Raw genomic sequence first — 24,752 nt, 5'->3', positions numbered from 1 at the left:
TTAAACTAATTAAACTGTCATATCATTATCATTACTTGATATTACTTCAATCAAAATCAACTTTTTACTCAATCTCATTTTTAATATAACGAGCTATAGTTCTTAATATGTTTAAGACAATTAACGACATTACCTGTGACTTTCTTGATCTATCGAATACCAGATTCATAATATTAAATAAAATAAATGAATATGAAATTTAATATTTCATGATCATTCATGATGATCTATTTTTAATATACCATGCATGTGAATAAACATTAATAAAAAATTAACTAAATAATTGCTTAAAGTTCAGTTAAGACTAAAAACTATAACAAATATCAAATATTTTACTCTTATATAACACATATAATCTATATAATATAAATAAAGGATCATACAACATCTCAAAATATTGCATTTCATAATTATTACTACTTAATGTCTTTTGTAACTAAGAAATGTATTTATAAAAATAATAGTAATTTTTTTATTTTATATTCATTTTTAGTATAGTATGATTTTTAATCATTAATGATTAATCAATTATTGATTTCAACTAAACATGAAAAAAATCAAGTATTTACTTAAAAAATTACGCACAAAATATATGAGTGATAAAGTGTATCTCACTAATAAATTTATAAAAAAAATAGGTTATACTCCCAATCTCAATTATCCAAAAACTTTTAATGAAAAAGTTAACTATAGAATTTTGTATGATAACAATCCATTATATACAGAATTAGCTGATAAATTAGCAGTAAGGAAATATGTTTCAAAAAAAATTGGTAATCAATACCTAGTACCAATTTTAGCTATTTATAATCATGTAGACGAAATCAATTTTAATCAATTACCTGAAAGTTTTGTATTGAAATGTTCTCACGATAGTGGTAGCAGCATAATTTGTCAAGATAAAGCACAATTTGACTTAAAGAAAGCAAAAGATACTTTGTCATTTCATTTAATTAAAAATCTATATTATATAACAAGAGAGCGACATTATAAAAATATTCCGGCAAAAATTATTTGTGAAAAATATATTGATATATTTTCTAATAAAAACAGAAAGATAGTTCCAGAAACTTACCGTATTCACTGTTTTTCAGGACAACCAATGTATGCAGAAATTGATTATACTGAAAAATGTGGTACTGAATATATTAATATTTATGATACAGAATGGCAACTACAACCTATTATGTTTGGTTATCCCAATATGTTACAACCCATTGATAAACCAAAACTATTCCAAGATATGCTAAATCTTGCGAAACAATTAGTAAATCCTTTTGATTATTGTCGTGCTGATTTTTTAATATCTAGCCAAACGCTTTATTTTAGTGAACTGACATTTTCACCCAACGCAGGTCGCACTAAAATAGAACCACTGTCATGGGATTTTAGGTTAGGTTCACTGTGGAATCAAAAAATTATTAGTGCAACTGATTCTGAAGAAATTGATTAAGCACGCAGTACACGTAATAGTTAATAACGAAAATATCTTACTATTTCATAACTAAATTAAAATTAATAAAACTGTGATGACATTATATTGCTATTGTCTGAAAAAATAAAAGTACAGTAATACTTCGAATCACATCATTCTTTATCTCATAAAATAAATTCATTTAGTCTATATAGGCTCAAACTATTTAAGACTATAAATATTTTATAACTTTGTTTGAGATTTTTTTAAACACGCTCTATTCTTTTAAAATAGTTGTTTATGACAAAAAATTTAAAATTTACGATGTAAGTTTTCTATTTATTAAGATAATGAAAAGAAGTTAACTAATTCATATTTTTTTTCTTACTATCTAAATATATGCTCAATTATTAAATAATGATAAATCATATTCACATTATAAAGCACATTTCGTTATAAAATTTTCATAATTTTTTTATTATAAAATATATACTATTTAAAAAATTTCACTAATACAACTACTATTTTAAAATAGATTTTTCATATATTGTGATTCTGTTATTATAAAATTAAAAAATATTAAGATGCTTTTTCTATCCATAACAATATCTTTTATCCCTTTGGTAATAGCAGGTAAAACCTTAAGTATTTATCACAGCATCAAATTTAATGCTGAAAAATCTTTTGATCAGAATTATAACTTTTTTAAAAATTGTATCTGTATTATTAACACTTATGTATAAATATTACAAAATTACATTTGAAGTTGTAATTCGTTCAAAAAGCTCATTATTTAGTAAAATCTTTTGACTTCACTAAACGTAATACTGTATTCTAAAGAATCTAATTATTTAGAATATTATTTCTCTGTATATTAATAATATTCTAAATAAATAGAAATATAATAATAGAAAATTGATCTTATTTACGTAGAAAATTATCAAAAAAAACTTAAAGCTTAGTGTTTTCAATATACGTTATGCTAGATCAGATAATCGCCTGACTTCAGTTCTTGAATAAAAGAATAATACCCCATTAATTAATATTATTATTCATATATAATATTACTTGATAAGATCAAATACTAATTTAAATAATTAATTGCGAAAAAATAGTTGATGAGTGTTACCTAAAATTAATTAGTAATTCTCTTATAGAGAAATTGAAGTGATTCATGAAGATAATTAATTAAATCATGTTAGAGATTGTTATTGTCGTAATTATTCTGAATTATGCACATTTTAATAATAATTTATCACTAAATACTACATAATATATAATATTCTGATATCACTGAATCATTCTCTGAGTTGCATACCTTCTCTGATTAATATCGTTAGACTTTAATAAATTTCTACTTTATACATGTCTATTCATCTCCTTCACATGCTAAAGTTTAGTATATAATTATTGTATAGATATCGATAAGACATTAGCGTAATATTTACCTAAAATCACTAAACATAATGAACTACACGAATAGAGTGATAACGTCAATTAAAAAAAATTAATTATAAATTTACCGAAATAATAGATATAAAATATAAGACTTACTTAATACTTTCCCTTTGTTTTATTGAGATATTTATATTATATATTTATCCGCTAAAATAAAAGCTTTGATGAATAATTCCCGTGGAATTTTCTTTAGGATATTTTTAATTGTATTCTCGATCTCAATCTATTAATTAGTTAATCTAATTCTACCGAAACTAAGTGAAATATTACTATGTTTAAGGATATTAACTTTAAAATAAAGCAGAATATATCTACATCTTTTATTGATTATAGTCCAACATACTTCTAGAGAAGTAATAATTTTCTAGATCATAATTATTAATTTCGTTATATGAAAATTACTCTATAAAGCTATATACTCTCACAGTAACACAAAGTATGTTTTGTACTTATGACATCACATTACACTGTTTTTTAAAAAATGTTCAACTCTTAAAATTTATCAATACTAAAAGCATCTAGTTGATTTCTTTAATAGTCATCAAAAGATATACTTTAAATGCATACTTTTAAGTACACATTTGAAAGATTCAGGAAAAGAGTGTTATAATCTTATTTCACTGAGTTATCAATGTTAGAGGGCTATTTTATTGTTTAGCTTATCCATATATATATCTTTTGTATATAATTTATTATCTCTTGGAATGGGCTTATATTTCCTTTAATTATTCACAAATATTCTATAGATCTATTGTACATGTTTTAAAACATAATGATTTTACATATTTTATTAAAACAATAACATCTACAGTCGTGAGATGACTCGTAAAATATTATAAAATTCAATATTAATTTCTCAGAAGATATATATATCTATAGTAAAACTAGGAATATGCAATATTTTATATATTACTCTACATCCTTAAAAACTGTATCCAGTAAAATGAGCAATAATCATTTTACAGAAGAATACGTATGTTACTATTTTACACCTTAAACAGGTTTACTATTACAAACTCTATCAAACTTTCTACAGAAATTATTACCACAATCTCATTGTTTAAATTCTATATCAAAATTTATCGCCAAACTATATTAGAAAGTAAATTATTTTTGACTCAGAAAGTACTGCAATAATAATATGATGTATAAATACTATGATTCAAGTAAAAATCCTACTAACATCAAAAGATATATTATAGTACATACTGAACATTTAACTCTTTAACTTTCCGCTATCATTGATAATCTTACTAAGATAAAGTAGTCGTAGTAATTTTATTTCTATAAATAATAACTAATATCCATGATGATATTTCTAAATGAGAATTATTCTAGTGAAAATCTTCAATATCATGTAGATAATATACTGAACCCAATCATTAAATAGAAAAATATAATAAATTCTATACTTATGATTTAATAAAAAATTTATCATAAAAACAAAAATTTCATCATCAAAAAAATCCTCTTGAGTGTAACAGAACGATAAGAAATATTTAAAATTTTTTCAAATTATTACTTGAATATTTACTATTTATTTATTATATAGAATCATACTAAATAGTCTCTTATCATTATTTGATCTAAAATAAAAGTATTTTACTTTAAAATAGCGGTCTTTTACTTAATTATTTAAGTAAAATTTTCGAGATTATTAATTATAATTCTATGATATTTTAAGTAATATAATATATATTATAGAAAAATTCTGAAACTATACTAACTAAATCAAATAGCTTTCCTTGAAAGAATTTTTCTTAGCGTTCTTTAGTTGCGACTCTTAACATATTATCAAACTATTAAGTTATTTAAGATATCATGAAGTTGAATATACTGTACTGACATTGTAAAATATTTTCGTCGAACGTATATCCGAATTATAAATTACTTTAGATAAATACCTGGGACTATATTAGAGGAGCTGACATTACAAAAAACAATAAGTTTACGACTTAATATATTACAAATATAATAAGTAATTGATTTTTAAAAATTATTTATAACGAGCGCTAGAAAAAATTGTATTTTAAATATAATTTTCTTTCTATGCTTATGTATAGAATTAAAGATTATTACATCATCATAAAAGCTTAAAACTACTTTTATAATTATAAAATTAACTATTCATTGCACAATTACTGAATTAATAGTATGTATAATATATTATTTTATTTTTTTTAAAAGAGTTAGTGTAACACTTATCTATTACTAAAGGAACGTATAGTAAAATCAAATGATAATGAAAATAAAATCATTAACACTATAAATATATAATGAATTTTACTAGATCCAGAAATAATTAAACACATCTGCTTATTTTATAAATATTAGTAATTCATTTAATTATCTAAGGTATGAAATGGAATGCCCAATTACGAAACTTACGAAAGCGCTAATAGCTCGTCCATCCATTAGTCCTGATGATCATGGGTGTCAATCTATACTCATTGAACGTCTTGAAAAGATTGGTTTTACAATTGAACGAATGCCTTTTGGTCATACCAAAAACTTTTGGGCTCATCGTGGTAAAAATGGTAAAACACTAGTATTTGCTGGGCATACTGATGTAGTTCCTTCAGGCGATTATATGCAATGGAGCACTTTCCCTTTTATACCAAAAATTATTAATCAATATATTTATGGACGAGGTGCAGCAGATATGAAAGGCGCTATTGCGGCGATGATTATTGCTGTTGAAAACTTTGTTAAAAAGCATCCAGCACACTATAATAGACTAGCTTTTTTAATTACTTCTGATGAAGAAACGAAAGGAACATATGGAACAAGAAAAGTTGTTGAGAGTCTAATAAACCGTCGTGAAACTTTAAATTATTGTTTAGTTGGTGAACCTTCTAGTCAATTGAAATTAGGGGATATTATTAAAACTGGTCGCCGTGGATCTATAACTGCTAATCTGATAATTTTAGGCACTCAAGGGCATGTTGCTTACCCAGCTCTTGCTGATAACCCAGTACATCGTGCTACGAATTTTTTACATGATCTTATCAAAAAAAAATGGGATCAAGGTAATGATTTTTTTCCTGAAACTAGCATGCAAATTACCAATATTCACGCTGGCATAGGTGTAAATAATATTATCCCGGGAAAAATTTTTGTTCAATTTAACTTTAGATTTAGCAATGATCTCACTGATATATTAATTCGTGATACAATTAAAAATATGCTTTCATATCATCAACTTAAGTATGAAATAAAATGGGAACTTTCAGGTCAACCTTTTTTGACGTGTCATGGTAACTTAGTAAATTCTGCAGTTCAATCCATTCAAGAACTGACAAATCAAAAAACTAAGTTATGTACTAGTGGAGGTACTTCTGACGGACGCTTTATTGCACAAACTGGAGCTGAAGTGATTGAATTAGGCCCGATAAATGCAACTATCCATAAAGTAGATGAGTGTGTAAGCATTAATGATCTTAAACAACTCTCCTTAATTTACCAACGCATCATGGAATTGCTGTTATTATAATTTAAATTCAAATAGTTATAAACTCATCTACTAACTTCCGAGAATTTTTCTGAAAATTAGAACTTTTAAAATTTAACGATACTAAAGCTTTTAGCAATATAATAAGTATAATCTAATTTTTAATGATAACAATTAATCTAAAATAAGATATTTTAATCATACAAATAATCTTATTAATGAGCATAATTAACCAGTAACATTATTCTATTGAAAAGAAGTTCCCTATATAAAGTAATATTGTTTTGATTTATCTATAGCTTAAAAGCTATTTATTATTATTATTTAGTGACAGAGATTAATATCTACGATCTTTATACTTCTTTAAATAATTAAAATTAAAACTATAAAAAGATAGAGTTAGTAGTTATTTTACATTTAATTAATAAATAAGCGCTACGATTTTATTTATAATTTTTACCGTTGATTACAATTAAAATACTGATATTAAATAATTTATTTTAGTATATGCACTATTAATTTCTTTGTCATAAGAAAAGTCAACTATATCACTCTAAATGTAGTTAAAATATATATACAATAAATAAAAATAGATTATTAACTAATAATAACTATATCCTCAACTATTATATTCAACTATATAACTACGATTGAAGATGTTTTATGTAAGAGAGCATCTATAATTTAAACTTGTAATCTACCTTCAAGGTATTAAGAGTATTGATATTCTATTTATATTTATTAATTAATTTTTGATAAATTAACAAGTAACTGAGACACAAAAATCATAAAAACCAAAATAATATAAATGATCTTATCTTTAACCACTAATATTAATTATCTAAATCAATATTACATTAATAAAAATTAGCAAGATAACAATAATTCTTTTTATATTGGCTATTGATAAATCTTTTTAAGAGACAATCATGAAAATATAATTACCTACATAGGAAAACTTTAAGTAAGAATTATATTCATTCCAATGAATTATAATTCTACCATTTTTAGTAGAATCATTTTTTATATGACATTATAATGTATTACATCGAATTTAAATATCAATACTAGTATAAATTTTTTGCAATAGCATAAGTACTTTTTAATGTTATAATACATCTAAATAAAAATCATTCTACCAAAATAAAATATAATAATTACATTATGTTAATACAAAGTGATCATTACAAGAATCACTGAAAGAATACTCAGGCTTTATTACTTACTCTTAAGTAACCACAGTTACGTCAGTGGAAGAATAACAAAACAGTATTCTCATCATACTTAATGTAAGGTGTTTACTGTGATAAGAAAAACTCAAAATATTATGCGTAATTACCTCATTCACTTCTGTTCTACTTTTTAACTAAGTTTCTATAAAATGCATTTATTAATAAAAATATATATTCTAGTAATAATTACAGTTAAGAACAAATATAGTAATTTCAAGTGTTTTCTAGATTAACTAAAAAAAATCATAGTATTTTCAGAACTTATATCTAAACTATGATTTTATATTATTCAAAATTCAATAATGCGATTAATGTATTGACACAGAGGTCAGTTTATGATTATAGCTATATTAGCCATCTGATATCCACTCAAAGAACGCGCTGCAATTCTATATAACTTCTAACTTTGTGAAATTACAACCAACTACTGTGAAAATTTATACATAATGTAATTTAGTATTTTACATAAAGTCATAGTAAACTATTTATTACTCTTGAAAATATTAATATTATAAAAATAATTATAATACGATATAAGTATATTTAAATATTTACTAGATACTATCTATAGTAGATAAAAGTAACGTTACTATATTTTTTGACCCATGTATATCAAACTCAATGTTTTTACTTCATACTATGCATTTTATTAGCTTTTCAACAAGCTATAATATATAACTTAATTAAATAACATATTCTACTATTATAAATAGTTATTATTTTATACTTAGTAAGCTTTATAAAGAAAGAAAAGCATTGAATAGTATATACCCATGGATCATTTCATTACAACAGAATGATCTAGCTTTGGCTAGATTTTAAATATTCTGCACTATCATATTTTGTTTTACATATAAAAAAGATATTTTTCAAAATTAATACATAATTAAAGTCATTTTTATAAATGTTATTTACGAAATCGCAGTTCAATGTAAATATTAAAATAGTATCAAATTATTAATCTGAGTATAAATACATTAATCAAATTAAATCTAGACTTATTTATAATCACAATGATGAACTATCATTTATCATAAAATATAAATAAGTATTTTACTGATTTGTTGGTAATGAATCCATTTTCTTTAATTTTAATATACTTATTAATATAAGGAAATAATTTATTAGATCCTAAGATTTAAAGACTAGCATAGATTTTCCGAGCTTAGTATTAATATTCACTTTATTATTAACTACACAAACTCAAAGCTTAAATTTACAAGGGATTGTCAGAAACATTAATGCCTAAATACGATATTCAAACGATATTAATTCATGCAGTATGTATGTTAAAATGAATATTACTATACATAATGATAGCTCACATTTATATCTTTCTATCACTAAAAAATTGCAAATATCTTACCATTTTATATTCAGGATCTAGATTTAATTGGCATTCGTTTTATGGATAATGCATACATACGCGATCTAAGATGTATCTTCTATTGTACACTTTAATAAAAAACTATCACTATCGAGTTGTATTGTATCAACTACCTTAAATTATAATATATAAATCAGTTAATTATCTATTTTTAATATTTACAAAATATTTTTTATAAACTTACTACACAATTTACTTTTACGTTAAAATAACATATATAATTCTCTATCTAAAAATATAAACTTCATTTTTAACTATAACTTTCATGATTGTACTCAATAATATCAGTTAATCACTAATGAGTCTATTGTAAATTTATTCATTTTCAGCGAAAAAATTCATAAACAAATATAAGTAAAAAACTAAATGAAGAAAAACTGCTAATAATAAAATATTCATAGATTATAGCTAAGACTTCCCAAGTAATAATGATAATATTCCTGATGCAATTAATGGTCCTACAGGTACTCCACGGAATAAAATCACCCCAATTATAGTACCAACCAGTAAACCTGAGACCATGGACGGCTGATTTCTCATCAGAAATACACCACGACTACCTAACCAAGATACCAAAATCCCAATCAAAATCGCAAGAATAGATTTCCAATTTAAGCATGAATTAAATATGTCTTGCGCTGAAATTTTACTATGTGCAATAGGAGACATCGTGCCCACGATTAATATAATCACACCTATCGGTAAGCTATATTTTTCCACCCAATAAAAAAAACTATTTAACGGTGTAATTCTCATCAGCAGCAAACAGAACATTGCTAATGTTACTTCTATATTATGGCTAATCAAGCCAAGACCACAAAAAAACAATAATACTATTAATGTAAGATCAACTTGGCTCATAGAAAATTCCTATATAAAACATACTAATATCTTTATAAAACTAACTAAAATCAATAAGTACAACTAATATTATTAACTAATTATCTAAGAAAAAACCTAACCGTGTTTTATTGATTTCAACACCGTTGAAAATTGTATTAAGATCAAAGACGCATAAACCTAAGCTAGTTCTTTCACTATGTTTAGAAAAAGTAATTTAACCCAAAAGTATTATTTAGAACCAATAAAAAGAACTAAACTATATACATATTTTATGTACATCAAAAAAATAATTCACAATAGCTATGATTGTATAATAAATTATATGACCATTTATAATTTCTAATACTAGAAAGAAAAACAATAAAAATATTACATTATTTTAGAGAATTCTTTCTTATGATTCTGAAAGAATCATTGTACTTTTAAATAGTAAAGTTATCATAATAAATTTATTTTTGTGTTTTAAAAACAGAAACCTATAAATTCTTCAATAAAAATAACTAAAAATTAACTACAATGCGCCCTTATATTAAGTAGGAAATTTTTTGATTTACTAATTTTATTTATCAATAAATGCGAAAATTTATTACGAGATTTGCATACTATTATAAATATACTAAAAAGATCTGATTAGTGAAGCTTTGTGAATTTTCTGCAAGAACAATTATGATTATATTAAAATTTTCTTTTCTGTATCGTTACTTTTAATTTGAGTGCCGTAAACTGCAAAATGAAATAGAATTTTTTACAAAGCTAAAACTTAGTTAATGATATTACTAAATTTTTAATAAGAGTAGCTATGAATTCAAAATCAATCTTCAATATAAACAAAATATACTCCTTTAAAATAGCACAAAGTGTAACACTTCATATTAACACGCACTTTTCATTCGTATGATTTTTATTTATCAAATTCTCATAATAATCTTCATAAGATCAACAAATTATAATAAATTCACTAATAATATTGAGTAACTATAATGTATTCTAAAGTAATACCATAAATAACATAATCTACTCAATCAAATATTTAATATTAAAATAGAAAAATAGTATCTATAAATATAAAAAAAATTTTAATTGAGAAACCTAATTTTAAAACTTCTTCAGTATTTTTACACAATAGTTAGACAATAAAAACTAAAGCAACAAACTCTAAGTCTGTATTCAAATACTTTTAAAATTCTCCTATATTTAGCAATATTTTTCTAACATACATTCATATATATTAATAATTTCATATAAGCTAAAAATATCAAAAATTTTGCACTCTTGATTATGAGACATAATTAGTAGCATTACCTAATATAAAACATGAGTATCTATCATGATGTCCTGTGTTGTTTTATGTAAGATATTCTTAACCTGCACTATATTTTATAAATTATATTCGTATTATTTACGCTTGTATATTAATTATTATACAAGTGCTATTTACGTTATTTTTATTGCTGACACTAGGCTTGTTCACTACATTTTTAACGTTGATTTTATTTAGTTTGGTTTGATTTCAAAATTGATCTGTCTAAATTTTAAACTAATAATATAACATATTATTTTTGAAACCATTTCTAAAGAAAATGCATGATAAATATTTATTTTAATAAATTTACAATAGCACAGAAAAACTAATATATGTTTACTTTATAAGAGTTTTATATGCTTTCTCTTACTTAGAAACAAAGATTCAATTTATTGAAAGATTTCTTTATTGATATTAAAATTATAGTTTTTGTAATTTTTAGACAAAATATAAAATAATTTTATACAATTACAATATTTTTTAAATAAAAATAATTTTGTAATTGTTTCTTTTAAAATTAAAAGATACTACAACAAAAAACTTATTAGAACAATTATGAATAAGGAATTTAATAGACACTGTATCTAAAATTTTAACTAACGCTTTATATTAGACAAGAAAGAATTTTAATTCATTTTAAAATCCTACTACTCTCTTAAAATTGAGCTATAATAAATAATTCACTTAGTATGACTATTTTTTTTATGCACAAATTAAACTATGAGCTTACTTAAAATTCTTGATGTATTATAAGCATTACAAAATCTTAAAATCAAACAATCAGGATGTTATGTAGAATCAATGGTTTTACTTACGCCAAAGACATAACTTAATTCTTACAGCTTATATACTTTTATATAGATATATAATAATTAAATTAAAACATTAACCTGAGTCATGCAATCTTATGATTTAAATAATTAATAACAAAAATCTAAAAACATAGAAATTGATTTTTCTACTCTACTTTATCTCAAAATAACTTTTAAAATAACATCAATAGAGTAAAGTAAATATTATTTAGTATATTAATTATTACTTTATGTGATCACTGCAAATAACTAATAAATAAAATAATTGTAAATCATAAAAGAGATGTTTTATCCATTAGTGACTTGCATTTTTATGATTTAGCTATCATGTTATTTAATTACTCATATACAATAGTAAAATAAACTAAAAAATAGTTTACGATGCATTTTGTAAATGACTTAACCGCAATTAACCTGTAAAATATATTATGCCATATTATACAACAATCACGCATCTTCATGAATAATAACTTTCATAAATACTAATACAATGATTGTATTTGATGTTACTGAACTAAAATTTAATTTCGTAAATCATTTAAATGTTTTATTTTAAAGTTAATAAAATTTTTTTTTAAAAATACTATAAACTATTATAGTCATTAAAAATATTAACTGAATTTTATAAGCTTATTCAAAGCAATATATATTTCGTACGTAAATTTTTCCATTTAGAGCTATTAAAAATATTATATTACCATAAAGTAAAAAATAGCTAAAAAAAAGTAAAACCATTAATTTATAATGTATACATTAAAAGCTATATATAAAATATATTTATACATATAAATATATTTATCAACAATGAAAAAAGAAAATCTAGTCGTATAAATCACTATATACTCTTTATTTAAGCTATTATATAGTTACCTATACGCTGTTTGAATTTATTCAATAATAAATTATTATAAAATTCATGGACTGATTAGTGAGTAAGTCATTTAGTTACTTGACACACATAGAGATTAAATGACTGTTAATTATATTAACGCGTTCTCAAAATACCTTTAGTATTTATAGGAACTTAAGAATATTTATGTTACTTAAATATATTTATCAGATCAATAATATTTTATTTCATCTGTTTCAATTGAGCAAAGATAATGATTTTAAAAAATAATAAATACCTTTATATCGAAAAATTATCATGACGTAATAGTCATAGTAGATTATTTTCAGCTTTATTGAATATTAATAAATAGATTGACTATAAAATATTTTTAATACATAAATTTTTCTACTTATTTAATTTATTAATTCTGGCGGATAAATATCAAGTGCTTGACCTACCGGCCCTGATGAAGTGATTTTAGGAAGATCATACTGTTTATTTTTCAATGGCAATGTTACTCCATGAGGTATATGTAATGCTTTCAATGGATCAGCATCAAGATAGTCTTCATTACTATTAATTTGATGTTTATAACGTTCTTCACTGGAACATGCCGTCACTAAAAAAATAAATAACAAGCTACTAATCTTCATGACATTTAATTGTTTCAAAAATATCAACATTAAAATTCCTTAATTTTTATAATAGTCTAGCTATTTTTAGAGCTTCTTCTATTTTTTTTTGACCAAATTCCGTAAGGGGTATCATTGGTAATCGTAATGTATAATCTGAAATTAACCCTAGACGATAGCAACCCCATTTTACTGGCGTTGGATTTGGCTCAATAAATAATTGATTATGTAGTCTCATTAGTATTTTATTTAATTCATATGCCTTAGCATACTGCCCAGTAAGAGCTAAATTACACATTGTTACCATTTGTGTTGCAGCAACGTTAGATGTAACTGAAATGACGCCTTGCCCACCTAATTGTATAAAATCTACTACAGTGGCATCATGACCGGTGAGTAAAATAAAATTATGATTGACTAGCTCTTTGATTTGATTGACTCTAACTAAATTTCCTGTTGCTTCTTTAATGGCAATAATGTTAGAGAGTAAAGCTAAACGTCCTATTGTCTCAGGTAATAAATCACATCCCGTACGTAATGGTACATTATACAGAATTTGAGGTAAGTCTGTATTTTCGGAAATTGCTTTAAAATGCTGATATAACCCTTCCTGAGAAGGTTTATTATAATAAGGAGTTACTGTAAGACAAGCAACAATACCTGAATTTTCGAGATCGTTTGTTAATAAAATTGCTTCTGCTGTCGAATTAGAACCTGTGCCTGCAATAATAGGAATACGTCCACTTGCTATCTCAAGCGTTGCACGCACAATATCAATATGTTCTTTATAATTTAGCGTTGCTGCTTCCCCAGTAGTTCCAACAGAGACAATAGCAGAAGTGCCACTTACTACATGATAATCAACTAATTTTTTTAAGCTCTTTTGATCTAAAAGCCCATTTGAATCCATTGGTGTAATCATGGCAACAATGCTGCCAATTAGAATTTTTTTATAATTTATCTTTGTTTTACACATAACTACACCCATAAATAACTTTCTCTTGATGCTGCTTATATTATTCTAAAGCATATACATGCACTCAAATAGAAATACTTGATACATATGATGTATATATACTATAATTTATTTAAATAATAACAACAATTTTTGATATTTTAGCAGGGTAAATCTATTCAGTGAACTGACTAAAATTTTATATCTTTATCAACAACAGAAAATTTTTCATATTTTATGGTTATAGTAATCTATACGACAAGTTTTATGCAATATGTTTTTTGAACATGTATAGACTAAATCTTTTAGCTATAATTATATATATTTATATTTATATTTATATTTATAAATTTTAAAGTATTTTTCTAATCTCAAAACTCTTGATTGTAATATCTGAACTATAAATAAATATGCTGATTTAACAATAAAAATACTGATTCTTAAAAAAAATAGAAAAGCCTTATAATGATAAGGCTGTATAAAATCTTTTAAGAATTTAAAATAAAAATAGCACACTCTGATTAAATCAGAGATCATATACAATATCGAAGATAGTGTTATTGAATTATATTACAAAAATATTTTTATAAAAATATTCTAAAACAGTACAATTCGCTTGCTGAAATGAAATGTATACTATCTATTTAAAATTACGAACTAGACCTACTGAATTTTATAAAGCGAATTAACACTACATAAACAATTGAGTATTGATCAATAACAATAGTGAACATTATTAATTAATAAAGTAATATACATCACAAAATATTCATATATTGATATCTTAATAATATTATATTTCTGCACTTATATTAAAAATAATCAGTAAGTATGATATTCCTAAGTACTTGTCAATACAAATCATTATGCACAATTTAGTATAGTATAACAGCGTTATTATACAATAAACTTTAACAACCAAACTAAATTCTAAAATAAATATCGATATTCTATATTGAGTTTATAAAAATGTATATAATACATTTATTAAAATTCTGCTGATCAACTAGCTTGATTTCACTTTTCTATTCACAATAGCAATAACTATTAATGTTTCAGATTATTAAGATTAATAGGTATTAATATACCACATGTCCTTAGCTAAAATCGCAGAATATTTTCTTTCAGAAATATTATCTTTAAAATAAAATTAATAAACTTAAATACAAAGTGTGAAAGTTTAAATATTAATAGAAATGAATATATAGTTAACTCATTAAAGTATTCTTAAATAAATGTTGATTTTTTAATATTACTATATAGTATATTTAAAACTTTTGTACAATAACAATAATTAATTTTAGAACATAAAAACTAGAGTGATATTAAAATACTTCTAATAGTTGTTTATATTCAAGGTTATTTTTAGTTAACTTAATATTAAAATATAATACTTTTGAGAGTTATATTAAACATATGGAATTAATTGTATTTTATTATTTAACAATTTAGTCCAGTACATAATATGTAAGATTAGAATATATTTTACTTATATCAGTATGGTATACTCACATCTTTTGATGCATACACGCGTTTAAAAGATACAACTATCCAGTGTCTTTTTTATCTATAAGAACAGAGATCATTACCACTATCACATATATTGTTTAACAATAAAACTGTTTCCATATCATAGACTTTTACAAAATCATATATTTTCTTATTATTGTTTATCAACAATTACGACAACTATACTAACATATCAACAATACTAAACGGACATCTCCAAAAATATTTTAACCTTTTCTATGATAAACTTGTATCTTTTTTCTAACAGTATTTTTTTTCTAAAGCTTCAAGTAGTGATATGGTACTAATTTCTAATTATATTATTCAATAATATACTATACAAGAAATAAAATTTCTAATAAACATCAGCGTACAAAACACCTGACAGATATTAAGTGTTCATAGAGGCATGAGTTCTTCTTGGTATTATAAAAATAATTTAATTTATTAAAATACTTCTCGACTAATTTCACTTATGTATAATATTAATGTTTCCCATAGGAAACATTAAAGTAATCACACACTCATTAATCGTCTGAGTAAATTTTTTAAAAATCTTAATTTATTAAATTTAAATGTTAATTCATAGATATTATAGTAACTTTATGAAAATATAAATTTCTTTTAAGATAAATTACTTTACAGTAATAATGGTTTCATAAAAAAACTGAAAATTTATTTTTAATTTTATTAAAAGTAACACAAAGCAATAATGTATCTTGCTAACTCAACAGTCTAACTAAAAAATACTGACAAACCTGAGTCTTAACGCTGATTATACATATATTTTACAATTCAAAGATTATGATACAAGAATTCGATAACTCATTAGATTGAAATCAGCACACCATTAATTTATTAGTTATTATTCAACAAAAGAGATTAAAATTGTAGATACAATATTTTTAAATATACTTTATATTAAACCACTAGAGACATTGCACATAGTGAAGTAATCTTATTATTAAAACTTATTCTGATATTTATTGTATAGAGGTCTCGTATTCTACTTAGGTCTTTTTATCTGCATAAAAATAAAGATTAATAAACCTCTATAATATTTTAAAACATTTCTCACGTTACTTAACGCCATATAGCATATTTAATAAAAGAGTTAAAAACATCACTATATTAAGTATTTAAGAGGTACAATGAATTATTGAGTAACTAATTTAAATAAGAAAACTTTCAAAAAAATTTTTTATAACTAACATTATATTAAATATTTAAAAATCATGATAAGCTTTAAATAAACTAACTAAAACAATTAATAAACTATAGATAATTCAAATATAATATAAACACACTACAAAAATAGTTTCACATTAAAATTTTAAAAAAAGATACAATATATAAAATAAAACAAAATATTAACTAAATTTCTTACAATAACCAGACAAAATCTCAATTATTAATAAAATACTAATTTTATACTAATCAGATTTGAATAAATAAATCTATTCTCGATATTATAGATTTATTGAAAAATAACTAAATTACTCCGCATTAGAACACATGAACTTTATCAATTAAAAAAAGACAGCATAACTACAAACAAGGTAGTGGTTACCTTCTCGATAGATATTGAGGAAAATTAACCTACTATTTAAATGGTTGTGATGTTTTTACAAGATTACTCATCAATCAGATAGCCATAATAAAGAAAAAATTAATGATTTTGAATCAACAACATAACAAAGACATGACGTCAATATAGACAAATATATAAGTACGGAAAGTCATAAAATTTACATAAAAAAAGTGTAAAACTATATTATAAAATTTGTCTTCATCCTTTAGAAAATCTATAACGACAGTATAATAACAGAATTTAAAAAAATTCAACCGACAATTATTAAACATGCTAATAAAATCCTAAATATTACTAATATTAAAACTATTATAATACTTAAGATTCGTTAACACTTTAAAATCAATTAGAATCAAACACTTTTCGATGAAGATACCAAAAACTTATTCACGAAATGTTAACATAAATATAGTTAATCAAAGTTTTACTTAATTAGATAAAACTTATAATATGCTCTTGTACTGTTAAGAGCAATAAAGAAATATTATCTCTTTCACTAGAAAAAACGTAAATTATCATATATGTTAAACAGAACATAATAGTTATTTAACTTCTGAAATATTATAATTGCAAAATGTTTTTAACAAACGGAATAGTTACTTTACGCTGTGCTACTATTGATGCATGATCTAATTTATTTAATATATTAAACAATGTACCAATCTTCCTATCAAGACGTTTTAACACAAAACGACAAACATCTTCAGGTAATTCAAATCCTCTAATACGGGCCCTCAACTGTAATGCATGGATTTTATCTTCATCACTCAACGGATATAGTTTATAAGTTTGCCCCCAATCAAGACGAGATCCTAAATCAGGCAAAGTAAGCTTAATTTGACGTGGAGGCCTATCGCCTGTAATCAATAAACAAGTTCGACCTATTTCTAAAATGCGATTATAAAGATTAAAAATCGCTATTTCCCATTGAGGATCACCAGCAATGCATTGAATATTATCAATACAAACTAAAGCTAAATACTCCATATCTTCTAAAACTTTAGGTACAAAGTATGTACTTTTATCTAAAGGAACATATCCTACTGCTATATTCCGTTCAGACAGTTCAGCGCAAGCTGCATGCAATAGATGACTTTTACCTCCTCCTTCACGAGACCAATAATAAATATAACTCCCTACTAACTGGTTAATTGCTAATTTAATAGCAGATAATAATGTCTCATTTTTCCCTGAGTAAAAACTAGAAAAAGTTTTGTCATCAGGTAAATAAAGTGGTAGTGAAAGCTGCAATGGTATGTTCAGGATTACCTCTAGACGTACAAATTAATTAACAGTAACAATGTAGCATAAATAATGAAATTAGATGAAGAGTAAGAACCTATAGAATATCTTTTCTGCATAAAAGAGACCATCTTAGATTAGAAAATAAAAGAAAATAATATGCAGACTACTAAAATTTTTTTATATTCTTCAAAGCTATTCTAGACCACTTAATATACATGAAGCACACTTAACACTTCAGGATCATATTAGACAGATTGCATTTATTCCTTGTCATAATTTCAATGATTCTCCTAGCATATTCTGCATCCTATAAGAAAATATTTATATCTATCGTTGCTATTAACTAACATATGTTTATACATACTAATAATATTATATTCAGCCTAAAATATAAAAAAACTTATTTGTCTGTGACGTTTACTTTTATCACTTAAATAGTACGAAATAAACTTGTAATGTCTACTATGATATTAGTGGTACTCAAAATGAGTAGTAACATAATAGTATTGTAACGATCTATAAACATATTTTAAACACTATTCGTATTAATGATACACTAAATTTATATTTGCGTGCTAATCAGTAATAAGATTTTCTTCGAAAATTATATTTTTAAAATCTAATCAATAAGCTTACTTTTATTTCTTGAAAGTTTTTTAAAATTAGAGAATAACTAAAAAATATATCTTTCATTGGAATCTAATTTTTAGGTGCGTAATATTAAATAAAATATTTAATCTATATATAAGTTTGAATAAAATGTATATCTTAGATGCTAAAAAAAGAGTTTGATCTATTAAAATATTTACTAATTAATAACGTCATGACTATAAATTATACTTATAATAAGAAATAAATCAAAAATAATAGCAGACAAAAAGATTCAAAATAAACTATCAGAAATTATTATTGAAAATTATTTTTTAATAAAACTTTTAAAATAGAAATGTTTTACTATTCAATTTTTTATATTTCTCATTTGAATTATTTAAAATACTTTTATCTAAACTAGAAAATAAAATTTCTAAACGTAGTTAATAAAAACAATAAAGTTTATTGATGTAATTTTAAAGATATAGTTTAATTTAATAGTAAATATTCAAATGATAGTAAAATTTACATGATTCAATTTCTTATAACTGTATGTTTTAACTTGCAATAATAAGTTCTGAATCACAAACGTTCACTCTAATATTATTAATATTTAACATTTATAAAAAACATTAATCTACTTATAGATACTGATAGAATAGACATTAAATAAAATATAATCCATCATCATCACAGTCAACTTTATTTTAAAATAAAGATTGTCTCTAAAAATGTTTCACATAATCTATCTATTATAGATTATGTCTCTCTAAGAGTAATAATTTAAAATTAATTATTTTAAAAATAAAAGTAAGCCATTATCATAATAATCAAATAACGACTTACTTGTTGTAATTATTTTTCGCAAAACTTAACATCATCACATTCTGGTAAGGTCACATTCAGTTCTAACACTGAAATATCATCATTTTTTTGTTCAAATTGAACAGAGAGCATATCTGGGTCAATGTGAATATATTTACAAATCACTTTCAAAATGTCTCTTTTCATATCAGATAGATATAATGGTTCACTATCGCCACGTCGACGTTCTGCAACAATAATTTGTAATCGCTCCTTGGCGATATTTGCTGTCGGCTTCTTTCTCGACAGAAAAAAATCTAATAAAGCCATTATTTACTCCAAAATAAGCGTTTTAAAAAACTTTTCTTCTCTTCTTCAATAAATCGTATCGGACAATCTTCACCTAAAATACGATTAACACAATCACTATATGCTTGTCCTGCATCAGATTCTTCGTCTAGAATAACAGGTTCACCTTGATTCGATGAACGTAAAACAGATTGATCTTCAGGAATTACACCAATTAATGGAATACACAATATTTCAAGAACATCTTCCATGCTTAACATATCACCACGAGTAACTCGAAAAGGATTATAACGTGTAAGAAGTAAGTGTTCTTTAATTGGATCTTGTCCTTTCTCTGCACGGCGCGATTTTGATGCAAGAATACCTAAAATCCGATCAGAGTCACGTACAGACGACACATCAGGATTAGTTATAATAATTGCTTCATCTGCAAAGTATAATGCCATTAAAGCGCCGCTTTCAATACCGGCTGGTGAATCACATACAATAAAGTCAAATAATAAGTCCCTACTTAATCCATTTAAAATTTTTTCAACACCTTCAACGGTTAAAGCATCTTTATCTCGAGTTTGCGACGCAGGAAGGATGTGAAGATTTTCAGTACGTTTATCTTTAATCAAAGCTTGATGAAGAGTGGCGTCACCTTGAATAACATTAATGAAATCATATACTACACGGCGTTCACACCCCATAATAAGGTCGAGGTTACGTAAACCTATATCAAAATCGATGACAACTGTTTTGTTTCCTCTTTTCGCTAGACCTGTAGCTATGGCCGCGCTTGAAGTTGTTTTACCAACTCCACCTTTACCAGATGTAACAACAATTATGCGTGCCATAAATAATTCCTTGTAAACAATAAAGCCTAAAATAAGTTTTTAATATTTAATTTATTATCAACGAGACAAAGTTTAACTGCTTTACCAAGATATTCAGGTGGTATCTGCTCACTTAGCCAATATTCACCTGCAATTGATAGCAATTCTGCTTGTAGATGAATACAATAGATTTGACTTTCAATATTTCCTGAAGCGCCTGCTAATGCTCGACCTCTCATAAAACCATATATATGAATATTACCATCTGCAAGTAATTCTGCACTCACACTGACATTACTTGTGACAATAAGATCGCTATGTGGTGCGTAAATTCGTTGCCCTGAACGAACAGGGGAATTAATAATACGTGTTTTGCAGTAATTAAATGCATATTTAGAAGATGTAGATACTAATGTAGTTGATGACTGAATATTAGTAGTTTTTTGTTTTTTACCTTCATTCAAAATAGGTAAACCAGCATCATTAACTTTTTGACGTAAAACACAATTATTACAGTCGCTAAGTCCAGCAACTCTTAAACCAGTTGAAATAATTGCTTTATAAATACTATATATATCAGCATATTCTGTTAAATCAGCAACATTAATAACTACTGGTGCATTTTGAAGTAAATCTGGTGCTTGATTAATTTTATCTTGTAGCGCTTTTTTGATAAGTATAGGTTCTTCACTTCGAAGGTAAAGAACTGTAAGAGTAAAGATACTACCTTTGAGTTCTATGGGCGACTTTAACATCTATTGTGCTCACAAAATTAAAATATCCGAAACAAACTTCGGGTGAATATATCCTGTAAAATAATAGCATATTACAGTTACTGTCTTATCCAAACAAGACAATGAATCAAGAAAAATTCAATATAATAATTTATATGATGTATCGCAGTGTTAAGTATAATTAAAATGTCTCTATATTGAAACGAATTATGATCTTGCTTGTTCTCCAAAAAAAACAGCTAATACAACAACTGAGTTTCCCTGATATGTAATAATCTTATCCTTTTATAATTTAAACAAACTGAAAATATAATATTAAAAATTAAATAAAATTTAATTCATGTGAGTTGTGATCTTTAATCTTCACTTTCTGTTAAGAAGTATTAACTTGTTTTTCTGGTTAGAAAAACAGTGCTTATAGTTGAACCTAACTAAAAAACTCTATTTATTATTTACATTGCTAAATCTTAACTCTATTGGTTATGAATACTCTGAAATATATAAGGCAATATATTAATGCTACAGATAAGTAATAATACATCATTTAATGATTTGAAATAATTGAATGCAATTTATTTCAAGTGTATTACAATACTATATGACAAAAAATATTTATTGCTGAAAAGAGCAACACTAAAAGATCAACATTAGTTTCTCAGATTAAGAAACTTAATTTCAATATATTTTAGCATTTTACGCAAAGTAAAACAATCTTTATAGGTATACTAAACAAATTTAAACCATAAAATTACTTTCCTATATTTTAGAATTGAGCACAACGAAAGACCATACAACTTATTGACATCCTTAAATATAAAATTAAAACAGATACTTTACATACAGTTAGTTGTGATTTTTTATTATTAATGAACTGAATTAATATAAAGTAAAATCATACAGAAAAGTTCACATTATCCCGTAAAATCAATTTAATTATTATAAATATATAAATATACATATAATCACTTTAAATATATAAAACTTTACAAAACATTATTAAAACATCAAGCTGCTAAATATAATTTACAAAAATTTTAACTTCCTAAAAATTTTTTAGAAACAGTAATCAAAATACCTCAATACAATGCTAATTTATAGTCTAGTATATATCTCCTATAAAGAGGAAATATTAAACTGAGTTTTGATATATTGTTAATTACATACTGTTTAAAACTATATAAATAAATAATAAAATAGGGTTTGTTATACATAAGTTAACAACATATAATTAATTTATAAAAATGATATTTTTTGCAGATCCATATAATATGAAATAACTATTTAAATCACTATAACGTCAGTTTTTAAAGACTAATTTGTTTTTAAACTCTAGTATCTTATTTATATATCAGAAAAATCAACTACAATATATAATATTATAAAAATATTTTAACAAATTAAACAGTGTTTTCAAGATCTAAACATTACATACACTAATGGTATGTGTGTAAGTTGTTTTATATTATGTCTATCTATACAACAGAATTCAGTAGTAAATATCGCTACTAATTGATTTACTAAGAAATTCAAGTAGAATACTGCCAATATAAATAACATGTTGAGATTGACATAAACAGTTCTACTTCATAAACTGTTAGTCACTATCAGCAATGTTATGCATCGAAAAATACATTAATAGTTTTACACTAAATACATCTAGTATCTATAACAAAATTTTATAGGATAAAAATTAGAGTACAGATGAAATGTTACAGTATAGTTTACATCATATACTGTTCGCAGTCATTACGATAAATAATACTATAAACTCAATAGAAAATAGCGAAAAAATTTCAATATTTATATTGAAATTATTAATTTCGTATTTATGATCTTACTGTTACACAGAAAGATATCACATATATTTTAAGGAACTTAATTTTTAAAAATCACAAACTATTGTACAATATTAACAATACTAACAGCGTGATTAAATATTTTTACAAATATACTATTTGACTATAATTTATTTTAGAAAAGTAAAGTTAGTTAAAATACATATTCTTCATAATATTGATTTTAAATATAAGTTAATTATTTTTAATATTGAAACACCTGCGATCTTATAAAAATTTTTATATAAAATCCTATCTGATGAGAACTGCTTGTCATTGTATACGTGCCGTAATAATGTATTTCATGTATCTTAAAAGATATTAACAAGAGGTGGTTTTATTTATAAAAAATAAACAAAATACTACATATATAACCTATAAAAAATAATCACTAATAAAACAAACCTAACATTAGATGAGTTTTCAATCGCTAAAGCTTGCTTAAAATCAATTTTTTTCTTTTAAAATTATACAGTTAAATATTATAAATTATTTTATATAGAATAATAATGTCTATTGAAATCAACTCTAAATTATTAGAGTCATGAATTGATTTTAAATTTAAAATATAATTATATATACTAAAGTGTTACTGAACATTCTTCTCCTATATAATGAAAATTCGCATAATAATCATGAGGATTACTTTTCACTCAATTCTAGAGAAAAATAATTATTTTTATAAAATAAAATGACTGTGGATTCTGTAAAGAAAATATTGTCACATTACTTCACAAATACTCATAATTAAATACATGATAAAATTATATTCTCTTACCTGGAATTAACTACCGATATATACCTTATAAAAATATAATGATATATTAGAAAAAATATTTAGATAGGAACTAAATATACTGTCCTTTTTAAGAAAAAAACTTAAAACTTCATACAGCAGATCTAATAATTATAAAAAACATTATACATATACGTTCTCTGTTTTTTAAAAGTAAAGAGACACACATCTTTCAATAATATTTTACTAAAAGAAATATTA

General features: G+C 23.9%; 9 protein-coding genes. 2 read left to right on the top strand and 7 right to left on the bottom strand.

What is annotated here, in order from left to right; genetic code table 11:
- The first annotated feature begins 547 nt into the window (after positions 1 to 547).
- Together GFV14_RS01770 and dapE are read left to right on the top strand one after the other, a co-directional pair.
- Positions 548 to 1,453, top strand: coding sequence for an ATP-grasp fold amidoligase family protein (locus GFV14_RS01770; RefSeq protein ID WP_457914624.1), 906 nt, complete (start codon positions 548 to 550; stop codon positions 1,451 to 1,453).
- 3,781 nt (positions 1,454 to 5,234) lie between these two features.
- Positions 5,235 to 6,365, top strand: a complete 1,131-nt coding sequence (dapE, locus tag GFV14_RS01765) for a succinyl-diaminopimelate desuccinylase (protein WP_457914623.1) — start codon at positions 5,235 to 5,237, stop codon at positions 6,363 to 6,365.
- A gap of 2,985 nt (positions 6,366 to 9,350) precedes the next feature.
- Here dapE and GFV14_RS01760 read toward each other — a convergent pair.
- The 7 genes from GFV14_RS01760 to minC form a co-directional block, all read right to left on the bottom strand.
- Entirely contained in the window at positions 9,351 to 9,803 is a 453-nt protein-coding gene (locus tag GFV14_RS01760; protein ID WP_457914622.1) for a DUF441 domain-containing protein, read from the bottom strand.
- 3,342 nt (positions 9,804 to 13,145) lie between these two features.
- On the bottom strand, positions 13,146 to 13,415 hold the full coding sequence (bamC, locus tag GFV14_RS01755; RefSeq protein WP_457914621.1) for an outer membrane protein assembly factor BamC: 270 nt from the start codon (positions 13,413 to 13,415) through the stop codon (positions 13,146 to 13,148).
- Positions 13,416 to 13,431: 16 nt separating this feature from the next.
- The gene (gene dapA / locus GFV14_RS01750; protein ID WP_457914672.1) at positions 13,432 to 14,310 is read right to left on the bottom strand and encodes a 4-hydroxy-tetrahydrodipicolinate synthase; all 879 of its coding nucleotides are present in this window, start codon (positions 14,308 to 14,310) and stop codon (positions 13,432 to 13,434) included.
- A gap of 3,670 nt (positions 14,311 to 17,980) precedes the next feature.
- Positions 17,981 to 18,685 (bottom strand): DnaA inactivator Hda, encoded by a 705-nt coding sequence (hda, locus tag GFV14_RS01745; RefSeq protein WP_457914671.1) that lies wholly within the window; start codon positions 18,683 to 18,685, stop codon positions 17,981 to 17,983.
- A 1,425-nt stretch (positions 18,686 to 20,110) separates the two neighbouring features.
- Complete coding sequence (minE, locus tag GFV14_RS01740) at positions 20,111 to 20,389, bottom strand: cell division topological specificity factor MinE (protein WP_457914620.1); 279 nt, start codon at positions 20,387 to 20,389, stop codon at positions 20,111 to 20,113.
- Complete coding sequence (minD, locus tag GFV14_RS01735) at positions 20,389 to 21,207, bottom strand: septum site-determining protein MinD (protein WP_457914619.1); 819 nt, start codon at positions 21,205 to 21,207, stop codon at positions 20,389 to 20,391. Before minD ends, minE begins: the two co-directional genes overlap by 1 nt.
- A 26-nt stretch (positions 21,208 to 21,233) precedes the next feature.
- Entirely contained in the window at positions 21,234 to 21,941 is a 708-nt protein-coding gene (gene minC, locus GFV14_RS01730; protein WP_457914618.1) for a septum site-determining protein MinC, read from the bottom strand.
- Positions 21,942 to 24,752 lie beyond the last annotated feature (2,811 nt).

This window comes from Candidatus Hartigia pinicola (assembly GCA_020541205.1).
Classification (GTDB): Bacteria; Pseudomonadota; Gammaproteobacteria; order Enterobacterales; family Enterobacteriaceae; genus Hartigia; species Hartigia pinicola.
This window is presented reverse-complemented; position numbering and strand designations above follow the sequence as displayed.

What these genes read in the sequence shown, in the direction of transcription:
- minD (WP_457914619.1), bottom strand. Translation starts at nt 21,207, where the DNA reads ATGGCACGCATAATTGTTGTTACATCTGGTAAAGGTGGAGTTGGTAAA.
- minE (WP_457914620.1), bottom strand. Translation starts at nt 20,389, where the DNA reads ATGGCTTTATTAGATTTTTTTCTGTCGAGAAAGAAGCCGACAGCAAAT.
- GFV14_RS01760 (WP_457914622.1), bottom strand. Translation starts at nt 9,803, where the DNA reads ATGAGCCAAGTTGATCTTACATTAATAGTATTATTGTTTTTTTGTGGT.
- GFV14_RS01770 (WP_457914624.1), top strand. Translation starts at nt 548, where the DNA reads ATGAAAAAAATCAAGTATTTACTTAAAAAATTACGCACAAAATATATG.
- dapE (WP_457914623.1), top strand. Translation starts at nt 5,235, where the DNA reads ATGGAATGCCCAATTACGAAACTTACGAAAGCGCTAATAGCTCGTCCA.
- minC (WP_457914618.1), bottom strand. Translation starts at nt 21,941, where the DNA reads ATGTTAAAGTCGCCCATAGAACTCAAAGGTAGTATCTTTACTCTTACA.
- bamC (WP_457914621.1), bottom strand. Translation starts at nt 13,415, where the DNA reads ATGTTGATATTTTTGAAACAATTAAATGTCATGAAGATTAGTAGCTTG.